This window comes from Trichocoleus sp. FACHB-90, from assembly GCF_014695505.1.
Lineage (GTDB): Bacteria > Cyanobacteriota > Cyanobacteriia > Cyanobacteriales > FACHB-T130 > Funiculus > Funiculus sociatus.
In genome coordinates, this window is record NZ_JACJOK010000052.1 from 74,664 (window position 1) to 96,038 (window position 21,375).

Here is a 21,375-nt window from a genome sequence, read left to right on the forward strand (position 1 = left end):
CACTTAGCTTTTTAGCATTTAGCAAAATGTCCCCCTCTTCCACTGGTCGCTATCAAAGCCGATTATTTAATTTTCTATCTCAAGCGTCCCTCAAGTTGAAGGATGAACGCGATCGCGCCTTTCGGAATTTAAAAGTAGCAACGGTTTGGGGAGTGCAAATTCTGCTTTATCCTGTATATTTGCTAGTTCAAACTTCCCAATTAGCAGGAAAGCAGTTACAGCAAGCAGCGCCAGAAGGATTTCCCCAATTAGACGCTTCTAATAAGGATAACCAAAAAAACCGTTCTTCCTCCCAAACAACTCCCGCCGCAGACACGCCAATTCAGCAAGTGCTACTCGCACTCAGTGGCGGGGAAAGTGAAATTTCAAATCCACCGCTAGCAGTTAGTGGGAAAAATGAATTTCTCAATTTCTTGACAGATACTGTTAATCGCGTGTCTGCGGCGTGGTGGGGATTCAAATTATTTAATAATAACTCTCTTGCTCGTAGTTCGCAGCCGGAAAATTTAACTCTCCAACCTGCTTCTCTAAAAGAGAAGGGGGGAAAATTATTCTTTACTCCGCTTTTAGGGGAAGGGTTAGCCGAATCTTCCGAGTCTTGTGCGCTGACAATTCAACTGAGTGAGGATGTATTACCCTACAGCAAGACATCCATCCGCACTTCTACACAATCATCGGAGGTATCTCCAGCCGGAATTAAAGTGCAGGGAGTGGCGACACTATTAAATACCCGTTCTTTGGTACTCGTCACAGCCGAAAATCAAATTCTGGATATTCTCAGCCATCAGCAACAGCAAAAATTACAACAACGCATCAGTTGGGAATTGGCTGATTACTGGCATCAGTTGCGGTTAGTGCAAGCCTCAGCTAGAAGATCCCGAATGCGATTGCAGCCTCCCGCTGACCAAAGGAATATCTTACCACCAGTGCGCGTCTTTTGGGGATTGATGGCTTGGGTGCAAAGAGGGCCAGTTGCGATCGCGGCTAATGTCTTCCAAGAAATCACTTTCGGCAGCATAGCCGTCCAGTCGCCCAGCCGTCCAGCTACACAGCCGCAAGAAAGTAATATCACCCTTCATCCTACATCTTTCATCTTTCAGCTTGACCGCACAGTTGCTGAAATAGAAGTGCGACAACAAGACTTTTTAGCGAATTTGAAACCCGGTTTGGAATTAGAAAAAATTTATCAATTTCCCCTACAGCGTCTACAAACTTTATTCGACAAGCCACAAAAGCAACCTACATCTCCCGATGTTACAAATACCCAAAGTCTGAAAATTCAAGCGTTAATTCGGGCAGCAATTGACTATTTTTTTGGCAAGGGCGACGCCAAATTATCCGGTCAAGAAACACCAGTAATTAATTCAGGTTCTAACAAGGAAATCAATCAGTTAAAAGGTCGCAGTTGGACTTCGTTATTTTCCCGTCAACCCAGTAGGAAACTTGCAGCAGCAGATGTTGCCGATCCTTGGTTAACGATGGACGATTTATTCGGCAAAACATCACCTAAAAAAGAGAAAATAAACAACGCTCAACAGACTTCTCAACTGTCGGGAACAAAGGCAAGAATGGCTCTCCCTGTCGCCGAAAATACAGAGGTTTCTGTTAAAGATTCTATCTGGAATGTTGTTAAACGTAACCTATTCCGACAAAATGATTTACCGCAGTCGGAACCTGCAACAACTGGAGAAATAATTCATCGAAAGGCTTCTAATGTAACTACTCAGAAAAAAGAGGTTGTACGCAAATCTAAAACCTCAGTTGCCAGGACTCGGCAACTGCCAGTAACATCTGTGTTAGACGCGAATAGCTCTAATGCAAACGCGATCGCACCCGTCACAGGAAACCGCTTCGCTACCCATACCCCAGATTGGATAGAAGCAGATGCACAACCTGCTGGATATGTCAAGCACCCCTTAGAATATCTACTGGAATGGCTAGATGCGGCGATGCTTTGGCTGGAAAATCTGGTGGTGAAAATTTGGCAATGGGCGAACAGAAAGACAAAAGGAAGAAGGTAAATCTCAACTACCCATTTTCCAGATTCTTTTCTCGGTGGTTCTCTATCATATGTTCGCGGGCAACTGCCATATTATTTTGGATCGTCGCCGATTTTTCGGGAAAAGCTTCGCGGGTGTAAACTTGTAATGCGTCTTTGTAGGCAGCGATCACTATTGTTAAATTTTGGGCTTTGTCGCCCTGAATCCGGTCGCGGTAGGCATTACCGAGATTATTTTGCACCATCGCCCAATCTTCCGGAAAGGCATCCCGGGTATAAACTTCCAACGCCGCTTTGTAAGCAGCGATCGCTTTTTCTAAATTAAGAGTGCCATCGCCCTGATTCCGGTTGCGGTAGGCATTGCCGAGATTGTTTTGCGTCGTCGCCCACTCTAGGGGATGATCGCGAGTAAAAATTTTAACAACTATCTCGTAGCCTGCGATCGCAATTTCCAAGTTGCTTTCTCTTTCCCCCAAGGGGAACTGCGCCATCAGGTTACTTAAAGTACCTAGGGTGGCGGCAAACAATGGTGCTTCTTTTGACTTTACCTGCGGCAAAGTTGCCATTGCCCACTGCTGCAAGATTTGGGCAAATTTTCGATCCAATTTTTCCAGATTCCCTTGTAGCAGTGGATACACTACATACGGGTCGCCATTGCTATCTGAAGTTGCCTGCAAAAGTTGGGTTAAAAAACTCAGATATGCTTGAGAAGCTACTGGTGAAAAGTTGACCATTTCACCGACCAGCGGGGCTGCAACATTTTGTAACCACTCGGCGGCTTCTGTATCGCCCCGTTCTAAAAGCATTGAGGCTACTCCTGCCATCGTCTTGATTAACCCAGCATCGATTAGCACGGAATTAATCTGCAAAATCTCTCTTTCTTTGCCGCGATCGCAATTGAGTAGCGCTTGAATAATTTTGAGATAAGCTTCGAGGCGCTGTTCGTTCATGAACAATAAATCTACCAGTTGATAGATTTATTGTTCCCTAAATTTCTTAGAAATGTACCTACAAATTCATAGTTTGTTAAAAGGTACGGTCAGAAAAAATTCCAAATCGCACAAAAGATAAATTTCAAGGCTCCAAAAACGTTTCCACTTTGCCATCAGGACTAAGAACGACACGGATTTGAGCATTGCGATCGCTTTCAATAGCAGAAACAAACGGTTTCCCAGGCGCAGGCATTCCCGTGTTGTCAATATACCTAACTGAAGCTTCTCCTAAAGGTCGAATGCGCTCAATTGAGCCATCCGGATTCAGTTGCAGATAGTATTGCAGAGTTTGTTTCAAATCTGCGGGTGGCTTCCAGCGCTGCTGAAGGTATTCTCTGATTTGCGCTACCTGGGGAATAGTGTCAAATAACCTGCCATCATTGGTAGCCGACCTATTATTTGATGCCATCTCGCGCCTTCCCGCAGGTGGGGCAACACCGCGAGTAGCCACCTGAGCAGGAGCATCATTGCTAGATGCCGAACCGGGATTAAGTAAAGGAAGATCCGGAAGTGGGGGAGGCGTAACCGGAACGCTGGCGCTACTTGGCGACCCCGAAGCGCTTTCACCCCCAGAATTGCCGGTCTGCGACGGCACTATGGGCGCACTCACCCCACTTTGACTGGGGATAGGCTGAAACCTATCAGGACTAAGAGTTGGTTTTACTGCTGGCTCAGGAGGTGCTTTCAGGACTGGCAGCTGTTGGCGATTGCCAGGGGCTATGGGTGGGAAAAGTGGCTCTTGGGGTGGAGCTGGGGCTGAGGTTCGAGCTTGGGGAAGTGTACTAAAAGAAGGGGGGCTAATGTTTCTAGGGGGAGGGGGGAGCGCACTCAGAGGGGCAGGCGGAGTTAGAGGCGACGGCGAAACAACTATGGGAGAAGAAGATAACGCACCTGGAGAGGGAGATAAGGAAGGCGTGGGCGACGCAGAAATCAATGGCGGCGGCGTTGGCGCTCCTCCTTGGAACGGCGTTGGCGTTACTAGGGGCGACTGAGCTGTGTTAGGCAGTTGAGCGGTGGTTGTGGGTGTAGCTTGGGGTGTGGATGCAGTTTGCACGACTGCATTCTGTGATTCCAGCAGTTTTACCATAACTGCTGTCAAACCCACTCCCAGCAGAAAAATTGCAGCCGTCCGAGTCCAAGCGGGCGGATTAGAAAGCAACTTGTGGCGCTTGAGGCTAGGCAAAGCGACAAGTTCAGTCGCGTATTCATCTAAGGCTGTGGCTAAGTCGAATAATTGCAACACGCTCAGGGTAACAACTGGCCCTGTTTCTTCTGTTGCCATCTGCCCTAAAAATAGGTCGTGGGAAAGTAAACCTCTCGGTTGCAAATAGGGGGTTAAGGTGCGAGGGTACGATCCTATGGGGACAATATCTGGGTTTTGCAGTGTTGTAACTGGGACGCCTGATGCTGGTTGTTCTTGGGCTGCGGCTGTCTGAATCTTCGTCGCCGGAGGCTCGAAAGAGGACTGCTGGAGGAAGTTCTGCACGTAGCTGGTAACGCCATCATACAAGGCTTCCAGATCAGCGCGATCGCCCTGAATTGTCACTCGTTTATCTTCTGGCTGGCGCGGATCGTCAAAGCTCAGCTCAAATCGTAGATGCTTCAGCACTGGTTGTCCTGCCCAGCGGGACAGGGGCGAGTTTTTCGCCTTTATTTCCAGCGTACAGGTGGGGGGAGTATAGCGTCTCAAAACCATTTTGCTAATTCAAGGATTGCTAATTGTTAGCGGGCGCGATCCAAAAGTGCTAACCAGAGGCGGCGATGACCGTTAGGGCTACTGTAAAACAGTAAATCAATCAGAAGTTTTAAAGCCAGGTGGGTTAAGGAGTCAGTTGATACGTTTTCTCCTTCGTCCATGCGTTCTTGATATGTGTTACTAAAGGCATCGAGATAGTCTCCTAATAACGATGCTTGATGTGGTTCGCGGTTTTGCTCGGTTAGCTGTTCGAGTAGGGCAACAGCGCGACGGATTAGCTCTTGGTGTTGTTTGGCAAGATGGCAGATGATCAAAACAAGCGATCGCGCTTCCTCTACATCTAGTTTTTTCCGGCCTCCCTGGCTCTTCCGCATTGGGTTAGATTGTCGCAGTCGCCACAAAGCTACCCGATCTGCCACTATTGACTCTAAATTCAGTTCGGCTGCTGCCTGAAGTATCGCCTCGGAACCTATGTTCGCCAATGCTTCCAAAGCCAATAAAACTAAATCCAGTTGAGCTTTGATGTTGTCCAACTGAATTTCATTCGGCTGTTGGGGAAGGGGCAAATCATCCCACTGCGGGGTTGATGCAGGTGTCTTCACGATGGAGGTCATATCTTTAGAGTAGGTGACGAGACTAGCTGTAACTTCACCGTTACCAGTCTTGAAACCAGACTCTCACGATTTGGAGAAGTTTCACAAGTCTTGGCCAAGAGCTAATGGCTAATGGCTATAACAATTAGCCATTAGCTCTTAACGCTATTTAATATACGCAATTGTGACACCTGTGCCGCCCTCTGATGTGCCAGCTAAAGAAAAACTCTCGATTTGCGGGTGCTGTTTCAAGAATTCGTGGACTCCTTCTCGTAATTTTCCGGTTCCTTTGCCGTGTATTATCCACAGGCAGCCAGACTCCATTGCTTTAGCGATCGCTTTCTCTATCACTACTTCTGCATCAGCTACTCGACTACCCCGAATATCGATAGTATTTTGAGAAGTGCGAATTACTGGCTTCGGGCTGGGGGTTGGGGTTTGGGAATCAGATTTTGGATTTTGGTTTTTGGCTTGACTTTGTTTCTGTTCCTTGTTCTTGACTAGCTGTTCCGGTTTTTGACCATCCAGAGATTCAATATCTTCCAGCTTCACGGTCATTTTCATTAACCCGAAGCGGACAGTGAATTCTCCATCTTCGTCTGGATTAGTCAACACTTCGGCGGTTTGATTTAAGCGAGGAATGCGGACGCGATCGCCACTTTTGGGATTAAACCCTGGTTTTTGTTTGGGTGGCGGCGATGGTGGGATATAACGTTCGGCAATTTGATTCAAGGCATTGGTTGCACCTTGGGCATCTTGAGCGGTAGCATTCCCTTGCTGTAAACGCCGAATTACTTGGGCAATTTCTCCCTTGGCTTGATTTAAAGCTTCCGCTACTGCTCTTTCTTGCGAAAGCTTCAAATCCCGCTCCCGTTCTTGCAAATTTGTTGCTTTTCGCGAAACTTCTTGATAGAAACGTTCTGCTTGTTGCAACAACTCTTGAGCTTCTTGCGCCTTGGTTTCTTGGCTGCGGCGTTGTGCTTCGAGTCCAGCAATCACCTGGTTGATGTCTTCGGATGCACCACCCACCAAACTTTGAGCATCTTCGACAATTTCCGGATTTAGTCCCAAACGTCGGGCAATTGTCAGCGCGTTGGAACGTCCGGGAATTCCCCATAATAGCCGATATGTAGGGCTGAGGGTACGATCGTCAAACTCTACGGAGGCATTTTCAAAGCGTTCGTCTTCATATTTCAGCGCTTTGAGTTCGCCAAAGTGGGTGGTGGCGATAGTCAGTTGGGCGGTATTTGCCAGATATTTTAAAAGAGCGATCGCTAATGCACTTCCTTCCGCCGGATCTGTACCCGCACCGACTTCATCGAGCAAAATTAGGGATTGGGGATTGGGGATTGGGGATTGGGGATTGGGGATTGGGGATTGGGGATTGGGGATTGGGGATTGGGGATTGGGGATTGGGGATTCTTGTTCTTCCTCAGTTACTGTATTACTTATCGCCTTTAAAATCCGGCTAATGCGGCGAATATGACCGGAAAAGGTAGATAAACTCTGTTCCAGTGACTGCTCATCCCCAATATCAGCCAAAACTAGGTCAAACCAGGGCAATTCTACTGGCTCTCTGGCTGGCACAAATAACCCCACCTTCGCCATCAGTGCTGCTAATCCTAGGGTCTTCAAGGTCACGGTTTTACCACCAGTATTAGGCCCGGTAATAGTTACTACCCGAATTTGCGGATGAACCAGTAAATCCACTGGTACAACTGCGCTGCCTTGTTCGTGTCGCTGCTGCCACACCAAAAGAGGATGACGCAACTGGCGCAGGGTGATGGGTTCGCCTGCATCACGTTCGATAAATTTGGCTGGATTTGCTTCTAACCAATAACTGTATCTGGCTCTAGCTGTTGCCAAATCTAAAGTGGTTGCCACTGCCAACAACTGCTCTAAATCTGGCTTAACTGCTGCCACTTGTTGAGTTAAAGCTTGGCGAATGGCTTCTTCTTCAGCTTGTTCTTGCCGTCGTACCTGCCGCAATTGATTTCCCAGCTGCACGATCGCATTTGGTTCAATAAACAGCGTTGCACCGCTGCTAGAGGTGTCATGGACAATACCGGGAATGACATCTTTTTGGGGTGCTTTGACAGAAATCACAAAGCGATCGCCCCGCTGTTTTATAGTCGGTTCCTGTACTGCATTGCTTTGACGCTGCAAAATTCCCTGCAATGTCTGATAAATGCGATCGCGCAATTGCCGCATCTGGATGCGAATGCCACCCAGTTTGGCACTCGCCCTATCTGCTACGTCTCCTCGCTCATCAATACAGCGGTTAATTTCCTGCTCTATTTCTGGATAGGTGCGGATGTCGGCGACTAGCTCACTTAACACTGGCACATCTTCTTGATCGTCGATAATGCGGCGTAGTCGCCGGACTCCCGCCAGAGTTGTTGCGATCGCCAGCAACTCTTCCCCAGCCAAAAGTCCCTGAAGTTCCGCCCTTTCTAAAGAATCGCCTATGTCACTAATTCCATCAAATGTCAAACCAGCCCTCAAGCGATTTTCCAGTTGGTAGACTTCCTGAGTTTGGGCGGCGAGGTGCAGACTTTCAGACTGAGCAGTGGGGATTTGCAGATGGGTTGCAGCGAAAGCCCCCAGCTTAGTTGCCGCAAAGGTTGACAGATGCTGGCACAGGCGGGGCCATTCTAGTAGTTCGAGCGTCTCAGATTGAATCAAAGCTTAAAAAAAGTGCTTATATATATTCAATTTTAAGCTGTGATTAAGCTATAGAACGAGCCAGCCGCAATGATTGCCGTCAAGCAAATTGCCATTCATAGTCCTGAGCTTGGAACAACACCCACCCGATTTCCTCCCAAGGTTGCAGGGGAGTTGGGGTAGAGGCAGTAGCGATCGCTTCATCAAGATTTTCTGCCTGTTCTGTGTCCAAGTCATCAAATATTTCTGTAAGTGCTTCCAAGTCGCGCTCCCTCATAGGCATGGCGAGCTGGGAATCTTTCCCGGCTGGGATTTTTCCAGTAGTAGATGCAAACATGGCGTTCCTGATGAAGATAATTTTTTCAAGCTATGCCAAGCTTTTCCTTCACGCATCTACCTAATTAAATAAGGTTCTTTTGACTTATTTCTATCTTTAGAACGGTGCTGGAGATAAAATTTCTCTCTCTAACAACTTTTAATTCCTTCTTTGGATAGAGGACATTAAAAAAGATTTAATTTTTCCTGTTTTCCCTGACATCGCGGCTAGGCTGGGAGTTGTTTTACCTAAGTTAGTAAGAATACAACAGCCAAAAGGAAGAATCTCATTGTGACGAGTGACGCAGATGGAGCATAGAAAAACCAGTGAGCCAACAACTGAGTCAAACAGTGAGCCGAATAGCCGATATATCTGAAGGGATTATAAAAGTGTAGTCAACAGCTCAGTTGGTTAATGAAGCTCAAGAACAAACTTCTCGTTTATGGATTTTGTGCATAAGTCTTGTAGCTATCTAAGTGCCAGCGCAACTCATTCAACAATACTAAGTATTTATGCTGTTCAACCCAGCTAACTTACCCTACTGGATGTTCCTAGGGATGGGAGTTCTTTTGTTCCTATTAGTGATTGTTTCTGGTGGAGGAGACTCTGACGTAGATGTAGATGCTGACGTAGATGTAGATGCTGACGTAGACACTGACGCAGAGGGTGAATTTGGCGGATTGGAAATATTGGGATGGTTAGGCATTGGCAAAGCACCGCTAATTCTATTATTAGGAACTGACTTTAGCCTCTGGGGTGTCATCGGCTGGATGCTCAATGTCTGGGTTGGCAGCCTCACAGGTGGCATCCCCCACCGTTTTTTTGGATTAGGGGGAGTGGTGTTATTAGGTTCAATGGCTATTAGCCTGTTTCTGGGGGGGTTGATTGCTCGACCTTTGGGGAAAATTTTTGCTTCCTTTGGGGAAGATGCCAGTAGCGATCGCTTGATTGGCTGCATTGGTACAGTGAGTTCTGGCTTTATTCCCCACCAGCACCGAAACAAAATTGGTCAAGTAGATGTAATTGATTCAGCGCGAAATCTCGTTACTATTAACGCCACTTTACCTAATTGGGCAAACGTTCTCCCGCGACGGGGAGAAAAAGTTTTAGTGATTGAACGTTGGGAACAATACTATTTAGTGGTCGCCAAAGATAGTTTGGATCAAGAACATTGGCTTGAAAATTCACGTAAGTAAAATATTTCTCCTTCCCAGTGTGCGACTGGTAATGAAGTTAAAGAGGCTTTGCCTCCTTATCCAGTAAATCACCTTTTTACCAATCAAGAATATGCTATATTGGCTTACTTTCATCCAATCACTACCGATTGCTAACGCCTCTGAATTAGCACCTACCGAGTTGCAAACAGAGGAAAATATTCCCCTGAATGAGCAATCAAATCTATTCGCTCAAACACTCCAACCACTTCCAGTACAGCCTACAGTTGCCCAACTAGGTAGCGGCATTGTCTTCCCTGGAATTATTGCCGCTTTGGTTCTTTTACTGCTGTTGAGCATTTGGGCGTATACGCGAGTTTATGTTGTTACACCCAACAACGAAGCTTTTGTGAGAACTGGCGGAGTTTTCATTAAAACTAAATCCGTCATTCTCTATGGCGGTTGCGTTGTACTGCCAGGATTTCATCAGCTTACCCGTGTCCCTTTGCGAGAAATTTCCATTGATGTTGAACGTACAGGGAAGCTGGCTGTTCGTACCCAAGATTACCTGCGGGCAAATATGCGGGTGACTTTCTACGTCTGCATCAATGCCGATGAACAAGATGTTTTAACGGCGGCGGCTAGGCTGTCTAGAGCTGGAAAAATTACGCCGGAAGATATTAAAGATGCCCTGGAAAAACGGGCGGACGATGCGATTCGGGCAGCGGCGAAAAATAAGAGTTTAGCCGAGATTGATTCAGACAAGATTGGGTTTGCTGATGCCGTTTTAAATTTAGTTCAGCAAGATTTGAAAAAAGTAGGTTTGACGCTGAACAATATTGCGATTTCAGAAATTGAAGAAAGCGATACCTACGATACGAATAACTTCTTCGATGCTCAAGGTGTGCGACTGCGGACTGAAACAATTCAACGCTCGATTCAGCAAAAACGAGAAGTTGAATTAACAACTCAAGTTACCATTGAGCAGAAAGAACTGGATGCCCAAAAGCGATCGCTCCAAATTGAGCAAGAGAAAGAGAACGCCAAACAAGAGCAACAATTGCAAGTAGAAGCACTCAAAGCTCAGAAACAGCGGGAAATCCAAGAATCCAGAGACAGAGAAGCAGCAACAGTGCAGCGTACCAAGATTTTGCAGCTTAAATCCGTTGAAGAAGAAGAAATTCGCAAGAAATTGGGAGTACAGCAAAGCCAAATTGAGGCAGATATTTCCCTAGAGGAACGCAATAAACAACTCAAGGTGGCGCAAGCACTGCAAAAACAAGAAGCGGAAGTTGCGGAAATAACCCGTCGGCGCATCATTCAAGAGGAAGAAATCAACAAAAAACTGGCAGTCCAACAAAGCCAAATTGAGGCAGATATTTCTCTGGAAGAACGCAATAAACAACTCAAGGTGGCGCAAACACTGCAAAAACAAGAAGCAGAAATGGCGGAAATTATTCGTCTACAGACAGTAGAATCCTCGAAATTGCAAGCGCAAGTGCAGGTAGCGGAGTCAGAAAAACTGTCAAGAATTGCCCAAGAAGAGGTAGCGATCGCAGTCGCCAACAAAAAACGCGAAAGCTTTGTTGCTGAAGCACAAAAAGCGAAGGCAGAATCATCTGTGACAACGGCAAGTGCAGTTGAAAAAGCTGAACGGGACAAACAGCTTTCCATTATTGCCGCCGAACGAGAAGCCCAAGAGAAGAGTATTAGCGATCGCAACGTTGTCGAAATTGACGCTTTCCGACGCAGAAGGCAAGCCGAAATTGCCCAACAAGCAGCAGAGCTAGAAGCCGAAGCAATTCGCACCCTAGCAGATGCTAACCGCGACAAAGCTTTAGCCGAAGCTGAAGGTATTCAAGCGCAAATTTCTGCCCAAAATACGATTAGTGACGCTAACCTCACTGCCAAGATTATCACCACAATTTGGCCCGATTTAGCAGATAAACTGCCAGAAATTGTCAAGGCATTGGCACCTCAACCAGGAGTTATCGGCGATGCCCGAATTTACTCCTTTCCTGGTGCCAATGGCAGCAACGGCAACGGTGCCGGTGACATCAACAAAATGTTACTATCCACCAGCGGTTTAGCCTTAATTAACACCTTGCTAGAAGATGGCAAATTAGGTTCGTTAATTGGTCAAGTTAGTAATCTGGTTCGTAGCAACAACGGCAGCATCCCGCCAGAAGCTCTCACCGCAATGATCTCCTCAGCAGAAAAGCCAAGCCAAAATAATAACCAAGACGGTATGCAAATCAGTTAAACCCTCTTTCCAACCCCTCTCCTGTAGAGACGCGATATATCGCGTCTCTTTTCCGTAATTGGGAAGGCGTTTAGGTCTTCTTGTCCGAGAAGGACTGGCATACGCACTCTACTTTGGGAAGATGCCACTCACGAACAATTGAGCCAAGTTTGAATAGAATTTTACCCAGGCGAATCCAGCCACACGACAATGAAACGGTTAATCCTCCCCCTAATAGGGTTGCTGGCGCTTTTCGCCTCTAGCTGTAGTTCTGAGCGTGTGGCAGCCACCCCAGAACAAGTTATACGCCAAAATAACCTCTGTCCCTCTCCCACAACCCAAGCTCAAGACTTTCGCGTACTGGGTACCCGCCAATGGTCGCAGGGTGTAGTGGTACTCTATAGCGCCATCTGCCCCAGCAGCGATCGCAAGCAAGCGCCGCCACAGATACTTGGTTACAGCGTGCTTGTCAGTAAAGGAAGTGGCTGGGAACAGATTGGTAATGGCAGCGCTGAATTCTTTCTGGATCGCCCACAGTTACCGCCAGAGGAACTGGTATGGTATGGAGGCAGCAACTACTTGAATGATGAAACAGGTGAGACTTACGCGCTCACTTACGGTAAGCTACTCTCGCCAGAAGTCGCGGCTGTCGAAATAACCTTTGATAACGGGAAGATTCTGCGCGACGAACCCACTAACGGTGTTTTTGTCCTAATATCACCAGGAGCTAATCATAGCTGCCAAATGCGGGTATTGGGTAAGGATGACAAAATACTGCGGCGCATTAACGGTGTGAATTTTGAACAAAACAATCGGTGCTGAGCGCTTTTTTGAGAATGCGATCGCAAAGCTATCGCGTTCCATCACCTCAAGCCAATAATTCATCAACCGCCACGCTAAAACCTTGTAAAACCTTTTGAGTGCTAACCAATTCACCCGTAGTAAATAAAAATCTTTGCTCTTGAGTAATTACGACAATCCACTTACTTTCAGGCAATACTAGCCAGACTTCCTGACAACCAGATTGTAGATATTCATTTACCTTAGTAAATACTTCTTCAGCATCATCAGTGGGAGAGACTATTTCAGCAATCAGCGGAAAGCTTTGAGGTAATACAGTAAAGTCTTCCCCAAATTGTGCTACAAGTTCTGGTGTCAGGTAGGCTACATCAGGACAACGCCCCCTTCCCACTGTGCGACAAGATATTTCAGTGTAAACTTCTCCACCCTGATTACTGGAATTCTTATAATTTATCCAGTAAGCGGCTAGTCTGGCTTGAGTTCGACTATGCTTTGCTGTCATGCCCTTTTTTTCTATTAATTGCCCATCCACCCATTCTGTATTATCAGGTGGACTTTGCATCCATTCCTCTAGAGAAATGTGGGTAGATTCGCTAACTTTAGCCTCGGTTGATTCAATGGTTGAACTTATCATCTTTAGTTCATCTTCCTTTGTTTTTAAGTATAACTTGACCCTCCCCTACTCACGACTTGCCATCGTCCGTCGCACTTTCTCAACTTGCTTGGGTGTTTCCATTTCCTCAAAGAGTTGAATCGCCTCTTGAAAATTTGTCTGACTCTTCTCAGCATCCCCCATTTGTTGATAAGTTAATGCAAGTTGATAGTAAGCTTCAGCTAAGTCACATTTAGCGCCTATTTTATCCAGCAATTCTATTGATTCTGAAGGCCAGTTTGTTCTGATATGGCTTGAATCGTTTGCCCGTCAGGAAGCGATAAAGCGATCGCATCCCAAATTTTCTTCCATCCTTTGTCAGTCAGTATCCGACGCGATCGCTCTACCCTAACCGGAAATCTTAACCTCACCTCCAGAACAAACTACCCATCGAATTTGATACCCTAACTTAAATAGTCTTGGGAACGGGAAGAAGCGTGGATATTGAAATTGGGCGGGGTAAAACAGCTCGTCGAGCTTATGGAATCGACGAAATTGCGCTAGTACCAGGGAATAGAACCCTAGACCCCAGTTTGGCAGATACGACTTGGCGCATCGGGGGTATTGAGCGAGAAATCCCAATTATCGCTAGCGCGATGGATGGGGTAGTAGATGTCCGCATGGCAGTTCTGCTGTCTCAACTGGGGGCTTTGGGTGTCCTCAACTTAGAGGGAATCCAAACCCGATATGAAAACCCAGAGCCGATATTAGAGCGCATTAGCTCAGTCGGGAAAGAAGAGTTTGTTGCGCTGATGCAAGAACTCTATGCCGAACCGATTAAACCAGAATTAATCCAGCGACGCATAGAAGAAATAAAAAGTCAAGGTGGGATTGCAGCAGTAAGTTCTACCCCAGCAGGGGCAACTAAGTACGGCGAGGTTGTAGCGAAGGCTGGTGCAGATTTGTTCTTCGTGCAAGCCACTGTGGTTTCTACCGCTTACCTGTCGCCAGAGTCGATAACTCCCTTGGATTTGGCGCAATTCTGTTTAGAAATGCCCATGCCAGTGATTTTGGGCAATTGCGTTACCTACGATGTGGCTCTCTCCTTAATGAAGGCTGGTGCGGCTGGCGTGTTGGTGGGAATTGGCCCCGGCGCGGCTTGTACCTCTCGCGGCGTTTTGGGCGTGGGAGTGCCGCAGGCAACTGCTGTTGCGGACTGTGCGGCTGCCCGCGATGACTATTTCAACGAAACTGGCAATTATGTCCCCGTTATCGCCGATGGCGGTTTAATCACTGGCGGCGACATCTGCAAGTGTATTGCTTGCGGTGCTGACGGGGTGATGATTGGTTCTCCGTTTGCCAGAGCAAAAGAAGCACCCGGAAGGGGGTATCATTGGGGAATGGCAACGCCAAGCCCGATTCTGCCTCGTGGTACTCGCATTCGCGTAAGCACTACAGGCACTTGCGAACAGATCCTTCGCGGCCCGGCTGCACTGGATGATGGCACTCATAACCTGCTGGGAGCTTTGAAAACCAGTATGGGTACTTTAGGAGCCAAAGACCTCAAACAAATGCAGCAAGTGGAGGTAGCGATCGCGCCCTCCTTGCTAACTGAAGGCAAACTTTATCAGAAAGCGCAGCAGTTGGGCATGGGTAAATAAACTTAAAGCCTAGTTTTTGGGCAAGAAAATTTTCCGGACTCAACACCAGAGTACGGGAAAAACTAAAGCTGTCGTCTAGAATAGAGAAAGCGGAGACGCATGTTTCCGTTCACTCCTCACACCACACTCCGCCCGGACTACTGTTCGGGCGGTTCCTTATTTGGGGCAGGAATAATTTATGTCTAAATGTATACGGTTTGAGGGAGAGAATGTCGGTTTTCACTATGATAGAATTGCCTATGAAATAAGAAAAATTTAAGCCAAGGATTTCTAGGGATGTCAGCAGCCGCACAAGTTACAGACGCCTCGTTTAAGCAAGAAGTACTTGACAGTGAAGTTCCCGTTTTAGTAGATTTTTGGGCCCCTTGGTGCGGCCCCTGCCGGATGGTGGCTCCTGTCGTCGATGAAATTGCTCAGCAGTACGACGGTCAAATAAAAGTAGTGAAACTCAACACCGATGAGAATCCTAACGTCGCCAGCCAGTACGGAATTCGCAGCATTCCTACTTTAATGATTTTCAAAGGCGGTCAACGGGTTGATATGGTAGTGGGTGCGGTTCCTAAAACCACTCTCGCTAATACTTTGGAAAAGTATCTATAACCGCTCTCTAGGGGCAAAACACTGATAAGCCGCGAATATAGTTGTCTGTATTTTCGGAGATTATGCCCTTATGACATCAGCTGTTTCATCCTGCCTGGATGTCTTGGCTGATGGTTTCTCTTAACTAAAGATATGCAAAAGCTAAAAACCCGTTTTTTTTGGAAAAAATGGGGCTTTATTTTTTAGGTACTCCATTTGTGTACAGTTCACAAAAGGAAAATTCCTGGTATTAACTCGTATAGAGAGATACCATATCTGCTCTGGGGACGCGAATCTAGCTACAATAGAATGCCGCCCTTGAAGCAAGAATTTATGACGATAACTCCTCCTTCCGATGCGCTTGAGTCGCTTCAGGCAGACGTAGCTGAACTAATTAACAATCTGCCGAACCTGAAACATGGAAAATGGATACAACGCGCCCTGACATTACTGGTGCGATTGGCTGGGGAGGAGATCGATCGCCTGGACTGGAAAATCTTGAGCGCTTCTATGCAAGATATGGAGCGGGCATTTCAAGTATTTTATCCTTATCGACACGTCCGCAAGGTGACGATTTTTGGTTCGGCTCGGATTTCGTCGGATAGTCCAGAATACCGCATGGCTGCTGATTTTGCTCGTCGCGTGACTGGGTCGGGTTACATGGTGATGACCGGTGCTGGTGGGGGCATCATGCAGGCGGGAAATGAAGGCGCTGGAGCTGAAAATTCATTTGGGTTGAATATTCAGCTGCCTTTTGAGCAGGGAGCAAATCCGTTTATTGAGGGCGACCCTAAGCTAATTCCTTTTAAGTATTTTTTCACGCGAAAGCTGTTTTTTCTGCGAGAAAGCGATGCGATCGCACTCTTTCCCGGTGGCTTTGGCACCCAAGATGAAGCGTTGGAATGTTTAACGCTTTGCCAAACCGGAAGGTCTGGCCCCATTCCTGTCGTTTTAGTTGACCGTCCCGGTGGCGACTACTGGAAAGCTTGGGATGCTTATGTTCGCGAACATTTAGTTAAAACAGGTTTGGTGAGTCCAAACGATCCTAGTCTCTACACGATTACAGATAATTTAGATGTGGCGTGCGAGGCAATTAATAGCTTTTATCGGGTTTATCACTCCAGCCGTTATGTAGAAGGGAGATTTGTCATTCGCCTCAAGACTGATTTATCGGATGCAGATGTTGAACAGCTGAATGCAGACTTCAGCGACATCTTAGTGAAGGGACAAATTGAAAAAACTCAGGTATTACCTCAAGAGACAGGGGATGGAACTGAAAAACTGCCTCGCCTGGTTTTGTACTTTAACCAGCGGGATTTTGGTCGCTTGTATCAGATGATTGCCGTAATTAACCGTCTGGGAACTCCTTCACCAGTAGCAGCGCATCCAGAACGCAAGTAAAAATTTGTTAGCACCAGGACTTACGCAGTTGCCGTGAACTAAAGTTCCGGCTCAAAGCTCAAACCCATTGAAATGGGTTGGTTTGAGGTTTTTTAGTCAGTTTCAACTGACTTGGGCTTTCAGCCAGGAAATTGATTTCCTGGTTCTCAGTGCGTAAGCCCTAAGCGCAATTCCCGAAATGCTCTGCGGGCAGCATTGGTAATTTTACCAATGCTTTATTGCTGATTTAGTGGTATTATTTCTATCCTAAAATTTAACTTATCGGAAAGTTGTCATTAGCCAGCTTTCCGATACTTCATATTTGCCGTGAATCTTCACACGAGCTTTAAAAAAGGAATTAGTATTTTTACTTGATCTTTAAGCCAACTTGATAAATTCTTTAAAAAAGTGGTCTAAGATAAGTAGTTACACGGAGAAATTAAGAATTTATTGTCTGTCTAAAGGCTGATTCTGGTAAAAACACCCATAAAAAAATCAGTAAATTCATCAGTCTAAGGGATGAAAAAGGGAAATAACGGATTGACAAAATGTGAGATATAAGTTGCGGTTGTAAGAAAAAAATGCGATCGCTCTATTAGCGAAATATAAAGTGACTCGATAACAACCCAGGAGATGCTCTCTAATGATGAAATTTAGCATAGTTATCACTACCTACAACCGTTTACCGTTCCTGCGGCGGGCAATTGAATCGGCACTAGCCCAAACCTTGCCTTGTGAAGTTGTGGTAGCGGATGACTGTTCATCGGATGGTACCCAAGAATACGTTCAGAGTCTGGGCGATCGCGTTGTTTATCACCGCAACCGGGTTAACAGCGGTCACTCTGTCACAGTAAATACTGGGGTTGAGGTGGCAAAAGGAGATTGGGTCAAACTGTTGGATGACGATGACTATCTAGCACCCAACTGCATTGAGGAAATGACCAGAGCGATCGCGCAACGTCCAGGCGCAGTTATTTGCTCTTGCCAAGCCATTCAAGTTGATGTCAATGGCGAAGAAGTCACCCGCACAAAACCGAGTGGCCCAGGCAACGTGTTTTACGTGCCACAAGAGGACATCCACTATGGAATGCTCATGGAAGTAGTTCCTTTTGGTACACCAGTCCAAGTTGCTTTCAAAAAAGAAGCCTTTCGCCAGTCAGGAGGTTGGGATTCAACCTTAGATGGAAACTGCGACGACATCGACTCCTGGGTAAAAATTGCTCAGTACGGTGATGCCGCCTTTGTCAATCAGTATCTCACCTTCCGCACATTATGGCCCGGTGGCTGCAATCAGAAGTTTTCTCTGCAAAAACGGTTAGAAACAAATATTTTAATTAAAGAAAGAATCTACCCGTTAGTCAATGAAAAATATCGCTCATCCATACCGAAACTTAAAGAAATTCAAGCATTTCTTAAGCTACATTGGAGCCTGGTAAGTTTAAAGCAGGGCAAAGTCGGCGCAGCTTTGAAAATGGGATATCCAGCTTTACTTTCACCTGTAGCCTGGACTTCTTTAGCAAGAGTTGTTTATTCCAAAAAAATCAAGCGTCAGTCTCAATATGTGCGGCAAGAAGTTATACCATACATCACAGCGTCTACATAAGTTGTAGACGTTCCGTAAGCGGTAGGCTATCTTAAATAGGTGAATTGATTCCAAGAAAAATGCAAATTCCCCTATTTAAGAAACTTTGGCAAGAAAGTAAGAAGCAAATAGCAGCAGATCGTTTTATTATCATATTTAATGGTTTGACTGTATTATTGTTTTTTGCTTTGTCAATTTACGCCAAACTATGGGGAAAAGGTCGAGCAATCGAATTTATATTTGCAGATCCCTTTTCTATAAACCGGCCATACTACGGCTTCTTAACCAGTGTTTCTGAAATTATATGGTGTATAGGAGCTACAACCTGTTTATTCAGTTTTAGCTTGCTAAAAAGTATTCATCCCAAGCGCAAAGGAAATTTATTTATCCTGTGTTCTGCGATTGGGCTTTTTGCTTTACTAGCCGACGATCTGTTTCGGATCACCTTAATTTTGAATGGAACCGCTGGTGTACCTAAAATAGTGATGTACTTAGTTTATGGTGTGGGTGCGATCGCTTATGGCTTTCTCTTCCGGCGCCGACTCCTATCGACACCCTATATTCTGTTGCTAGTTGGTGGTTTGCTGTTCGCTATTTCTTGCATAGTAGATGTCCTACCCATCAAAGGACAGGGAACTCCGGCAATGTTAGAAGACGGAACTAAATTATTAGGAATAATTAATATTACCTTTTATTTTTGGCACGTATGTTGCGAGGAAATCTTGCATGGGAAGTATGGGATACGTGTTTTAAAAGGATAGAACCAGGCGAGAATTAGGAGTTTTATATTACCTGCTAATCACCTCATTTAAAGATTGCAACAACTGTTGTGTTGTGTAGGGTTTTGACAAAAAGTTTTTAATCCCCAAGTGAGCCACCTCAGTAACTCTCTCCTTAGATGCTAACCCACTGACAGCAATAACTTTAACTTGTGGATTAATTTTTTGTAAAGTGCGAATAGTTGTTGGCCCGTCCATAGAAGGCATCATCATATCGAGTAATACAACACTAATTTCCTCTTTGTGCTGCGCGTACACTAAGATTGCCTCAATTCCATCACTAGCAGTTAAGACTCGATAAGCATATGTTTCCAGCGATGTTTTAGTAACCTCAGCAATTGAGGCTTCATCATCAACAACAAGAATCAACTCTCCTTGCCCATTAGGCAGTTTAGATTCATCTTTTTCCACTTGCTGCACTTGCTTTACCTGGACTGCTGGCAAGTAGACCTTAAACTCTGTCCCTTTTCCAACTTCGCTATATACGTTTATAAAACCGCCATGACTTTTGACAATCCCAAGAACAGTTGAAAGCCCCAATCCCGTACCTTTGCCAAGCTCTTTAGTCGTAAAAAACGGCTCAAAAATTCTATCTAAAATATCAGAAGACATACCCATTCCAGTATCTGAGACAGTAACAACAATGTGGGAACCAACTTTGGCACCCGCGATCATTCGGGCATAATTTTCATCAACAATAATATTTTCAGCATAAATATTTAGAATCCCGCCATTTGGCATAGCATCGCGAGCATTGACGCAAAGATTCATTAACACTTGATGCAGTTGTGTGGCATCTCCAGAGACAGTCCAAAGCTCTCTTGTCTGGATATCAGTACAGAGTTGGATTGATTTAGGAAAAGTTTCTTGGACAATTTTTTTCAGATCAAGAATTAGATGCCCTACTTGAATAGTTGTACGCTCACCTTCGATTCCTCTCGCAAATGACAGCACTTGCTTGACCAAATCAGCGCCGCGTTTAGTATTAGTTTCTAATATAGAAAGTAGGTGTTTACTTTGTTCGTCTTGGAGTTTTAGCTGCAGCAGTTGAACTGACATCAGAACAGGTGCCAGCACATTATTCAAGTCGTGGGCAATGCCACTAGCAAGAGTTCCTAAACTCTCCAGACGCTGCCCTCGGAGAAACTGCCTTTCTAGTTGTTTTTTCTCTGTGATGTCAGTGTTGACAATTAAAACTGCCTTTGGTTTCTCTTGGTCATCGCGCACTAAAGTCCAGCGACTTTCGACAATAATTACCTGACCGGATTTTGTGAGTTGATGCAACTCACCATACCACTCTCCATAGGCGAACAAAATTTCGCTATATTCTTGCAGTTGGGATGGAGTTTGCTTGTACAAAAGCTGATTGGTGTTTTTTCCTAGCGCTTCCTCTTTATTCCAACCGTATAGACGCTCAGCACCTTTGCTCCAAAATAAGATTTGGTTTTCTAGATTTTGCACAATAATAGCGTCTGTGGCGATATCCAGTAGAGCAGCTTGTTCGCGAATTTTCTGTTCTGAGTGCTTGCGTTCGGTGATATTCATATCAATTCCGGTCATCCGCACTGGCACGGAGCCTGTTTGGTCGTAATAAACTTGACCTTTGGTTGCCACCCAATGAAGGCTACCGTCAGTCCAAATAACGCGGAATTCAATATCGTAGTTCGCACCTTGCTCTAGGGCGCGTTGCACAGCTTGAGTTACTAAATTTCGGTCTTCAGGATGAACGCTCTCTAGAAAGCCTTCATAGGTGCCTCCAAATGATCCGGGAGCAAGCCCCAGGCTCGCTTCAGTGTTAGAAGAGTAAACAACTTTGCCGTTTTCGATGTCCCAGTCCCAACTACCCATTTGGGCGGCTTCCAGGGCTAATCTCAGTCGCTCCTCGCTTAGTCGCGTGCGTTCAGTCTGCTGTTGTAATTCGGCTGCTGCGCGACTAGCTTGCAGGAGACGACGTACACGCTGGCGCAGAACTGCCCAGTGGATGGGTTTGGTGATGTAATCGATGGCACCTGCTTCAAATGCTTGATCGACTGATTCTTGATCGTCAAGGGCAGTGATCATTAGTACGGGTGTATTCTCGCCTCGCGCCGCCGAATTATCTTTGGGAAGTGTATTTAGTAGATGACAACAGGTAAAGCCATCCATAACTGGCATCATGGCATCTAACAACACAATATCTGGGTGTAGGCGAGTGTAGGCGGACAACCCTTCTTCCCCGTCACCCGCCTCTACTACTTGATACCCTGCTTGTTCCATCGCTAGGCGAAGTTGAATCCGCGTGAATTTGTCGTCGTCTACGACGAGGATGAGGGGAGTATCTTTATTTTGTTCGGTGCTGTTCATTA

At 45.9% G+C, this 21,375-nt stretch carries 18 protein-coding genes; 9 read left to right on the forward strand and 9 right to left on the reverse strand.

Annotated features, from left to right (window positions below; genetic code table 11):
• Positions 1 to 26 precede the first annotated feature (26 nt).
• The gene (locus H6F74_RS14850; protein WP_190442405.1) at positions 27 to 2,021 is read left to right on the forward strand and encodes a hypothetical protein; all 1,995 of its coding nucleotides are present in this window, start codon (positions 27 to 29) and stop codon (positions 2,019 to 2,021) included.
• Between the two features lie 7 nt (positions 2,022 to 2,028).
• Here H6F74_RS14850 and H6F74_RS14855 read toward each other — a convergent pair whose 3' ends face one another.
• The 5 genes from H6F74_RS14855 to H6F74_RS14875 all read right to left on the reverse strand — a co-directional run bounded on the left by H6F74_RS14855 (position 2,029) and on the right by H6F74_RS14875 (position 8,281).
• Complete coding sequence (locus H6F74_RS14855) at positions 2,029 to 2,949, reverse strand: tetratricopeptide repeat protein (protein WP_190442407.1); 921 nt, start codon at positions 2,947 to 2,949, stop codon at positions 2,029 to 2,031.
• 124 nt (positions 2,950 to 3,073) lie between these two features.
• Positions 3,074 to 4,687, reverse strand: coding sequence for a DUF4335 domain-containing protein (locus H6F74_RS30560; RefSeq protein WP_190442409.1), 1,614 nt, complete (start codon positions 4,685 to 4,687; stop codon positions 3,074 to 3,076).
• A 26-nt stretch (positions 4,688 to 4,713) separates the two neighbouring features.
• Positions 4,714 to 5,301 carry a DUF3038 domain-containing protein gene (locus H6F74_RS14865; protein ID WP_190442410.1) on the reverse strand — a complete coding sequence of 196 codons (588 nt, stop codon included), beginning with the start codon at positions 5,299 to 5,301 and terminating at the stop codon, positions 4,714 to 4,716.
• A 144-nt stretch (positions 5,302 to 5,445) separates the two neighbouring features.
• Positions 5,446 to 7,965, reverse strand: a complete 2,520-nt coding sequence (locus H6F74_RS14870; RefSeq protein ID WP_190442412.1) for an endonuclease MutS2 — start codon at positions 7,963 to 7,965, stop codon at positions 5,446 to 5,448.
• Positions 7,966 to 8,044: 79 nt separating this feature from the next.
• Positions 8,045 to 8,281 (reverse strand): hypothetical protein, encoded by a 237-nt coding sequence (locus H6F74_RS14875; protein ID WP_190442413.1) that lies wholly within the window; start codon positions 8,279 to 8,281, stop codon positions 8,045 to 8,047.
• A 491-nt stretch (positions 8,282 to 8,772) separates the two neighbouring features.
• Between H6F74_RS14875 and H6F74_RS14880 the strand changes: the two genes are divergently transcribed.
• The 3 genes from H6F74_RS14880 (at position 8,773) to H6F74_RS14890 (ending at position 12,478) form a co-directional block, all read left to right on the forward strand.
• Positions 8,773 to 9,456 (forward strand): OB-fold-containig protein, encoded by a 684-nt coding sequence (locus H6F74_RS14880; RefSeq protein WP_190442415.1) that lies wholly within the window; start codon positions 8,773 to 8,775, stop codon positions 9,454 to 9,456.
• Positions 9,457 to 9,547: 91 nt separating this feature from the next.
• A complete protein-coding gene (locus H6F74_RS14885) occupies positions 9,548 to 11,677 on the forward strand; it encodes a flotillin domain-containing protein (RefSeq protein WP_190442417.1) in 2,130 nt (709 codons plus the stop codon).
• 189 nt (positions 11,678 to 11,866) lie between these two features.
• On the forward strand, positions 11,867 to 12,478 hold the full coding sequence (locus H6F74_RS14890) for a hypothetical protein (RefSeq protein WP_190442419.1): 612 nt from the start codon (positions 11,867 to 11,869) through the stop codon (positions 12,476 to 12,478).
• A 46-nt stretch (positions 12,479 to 12,524) separates the two neighbouring features.
• On the opposite strand, the gene H6F74_RS14895 is transcribed toward H6F74_RS14890, so the two are convergent.
• Genes H6F74_RS14895 through H6F74_RS14905 form a run of 3 tightly spaced genes read right to left on the reverse strand, consistent with a single transcriptional unit; the run spans position 12,525 to position 13,480 of the window.
• Positions 12,525 to 13,091: a Uma2 family endonuclease gene (locus tag H6F74_RS14895; RefSeq protein ID WP_190442421.1), complete on the reverse strand. Its 567-nt coding sequence runs from the start codon at positions 13,089 to 13,091 to the stop codon at positions 12,525 to 12,527.
• Between the two features lie 45 nt (positions 13,092 to 13,136).
• Entirely contained in the window at positions 13,137 to 13,325 is a 189-nt protein-coding gene (locus H6F74_RS14900) for a tetratricopeptide repeat protein (RefSeq protein ID WP_199301245.1), read from the reverse strand.
• 2 nt (positions 13,326 to 13,327) lie between these two features.
• Positions 13,328 to 13,480: a hypothetical protein gene (locus H6F74_RS14905; RefSeq protein WP_190442422.1), complete on the reverse strand. Its 153-nt coding sequence runs from the start codon at positions 13,478 to 13,480 to the stop codon at positions 13,328 to 13,330.
• 66 nt (positions 13,481 to 13,546) lie between these two features.
• Here H6F74_RS14905 and H6F74_RS14910 point away from each other — a divergent pair, with 66 nt between their 5' ends.
• The 5 genes from H6F74_RS14910 (at position 13,547) to H6F74_RS14930 (ending at position 19,012) form a co-directional block, all read left to right on the forward strand.
• Positions 13,547 to 14,710, forward strand: coding sequence for a GuaB3 family IMP dehydrogenase-related protein (locus tag H6F74_RS14910; RefSeq protein WP_190442424.1), 1,164 nt, complete (start codon positions 13,547 to 13,549; stop codon positions 14,708 to 14,710).
• Positions 14,711 to 14,986: 276 nt separating this feature from the next.
• On the forward strand, positions 14,987 to 15,310 hold the full coding sequence (gene trxA, locus H6F74_RS14915; protein ID WP_190423833.1) for a thioredoxin: 324 nt from the start codon (positions 14,987 to 14,989) through the stop codon (positions 15,308 to 15,310).
• A 312-nt stretch (positions 15,311 to 15,622) separates the two neighbouring features.
• Positions 15,623 to 16,690 carry an LOG family protein gene (locus tag H6F74_RS14920; protein ID WP_190442426.1) on the forward strand — a complete coding sequence of 356 codons (1,068 nt, stop codon included), beginning with the start codon at positions 15,623 to 15,625 and terminating at the stop codon, positions 16,688 to 16,690.
• Positions 16,691 to 17,315: 625 nt separating this feature from the next.
• Positions 17,316 to 18,272, forward strand: a complete 957-nt coding sequence (locus H6F74_RS14925; protein WP_190442467.1) for a glycosyltransferase family 2 protein — start codon at positions 17,316 to 17,318, stop codon at positions 18,270 to 18,272.
• A gap of 59 nt (positions 18,273 to 18,331) precedes the next feature.
• Complete coding sequence (locus tag H6F74_RS14930) at positions 18,332 to 19,012, forward strand: hypothetical protein (RefSeq protein ID WP_190442428.1); 681 nt, start codon at positions 18,332 to 18,334, stop codon at positions 19,010 to 19,012.
• A 27-nt stretch (positions 19,013 to 19,039) separates the two neighbouring features.
• On the opposite strand, the gene H6F74_RS14935 is transcribed toward H6F74_RS14930, so the two are convergent.
• Entirely contained in the window at positions 19,040 to 21,373 is a 2,334-nt protein-coding gene (locus H6F74_RS14935; RefSeq protein WP_190442430.1) for a response regulator, read from the reverse strand.
• Positions 21,374 to 21,375 lie beyond the last annotated feature (2 nt).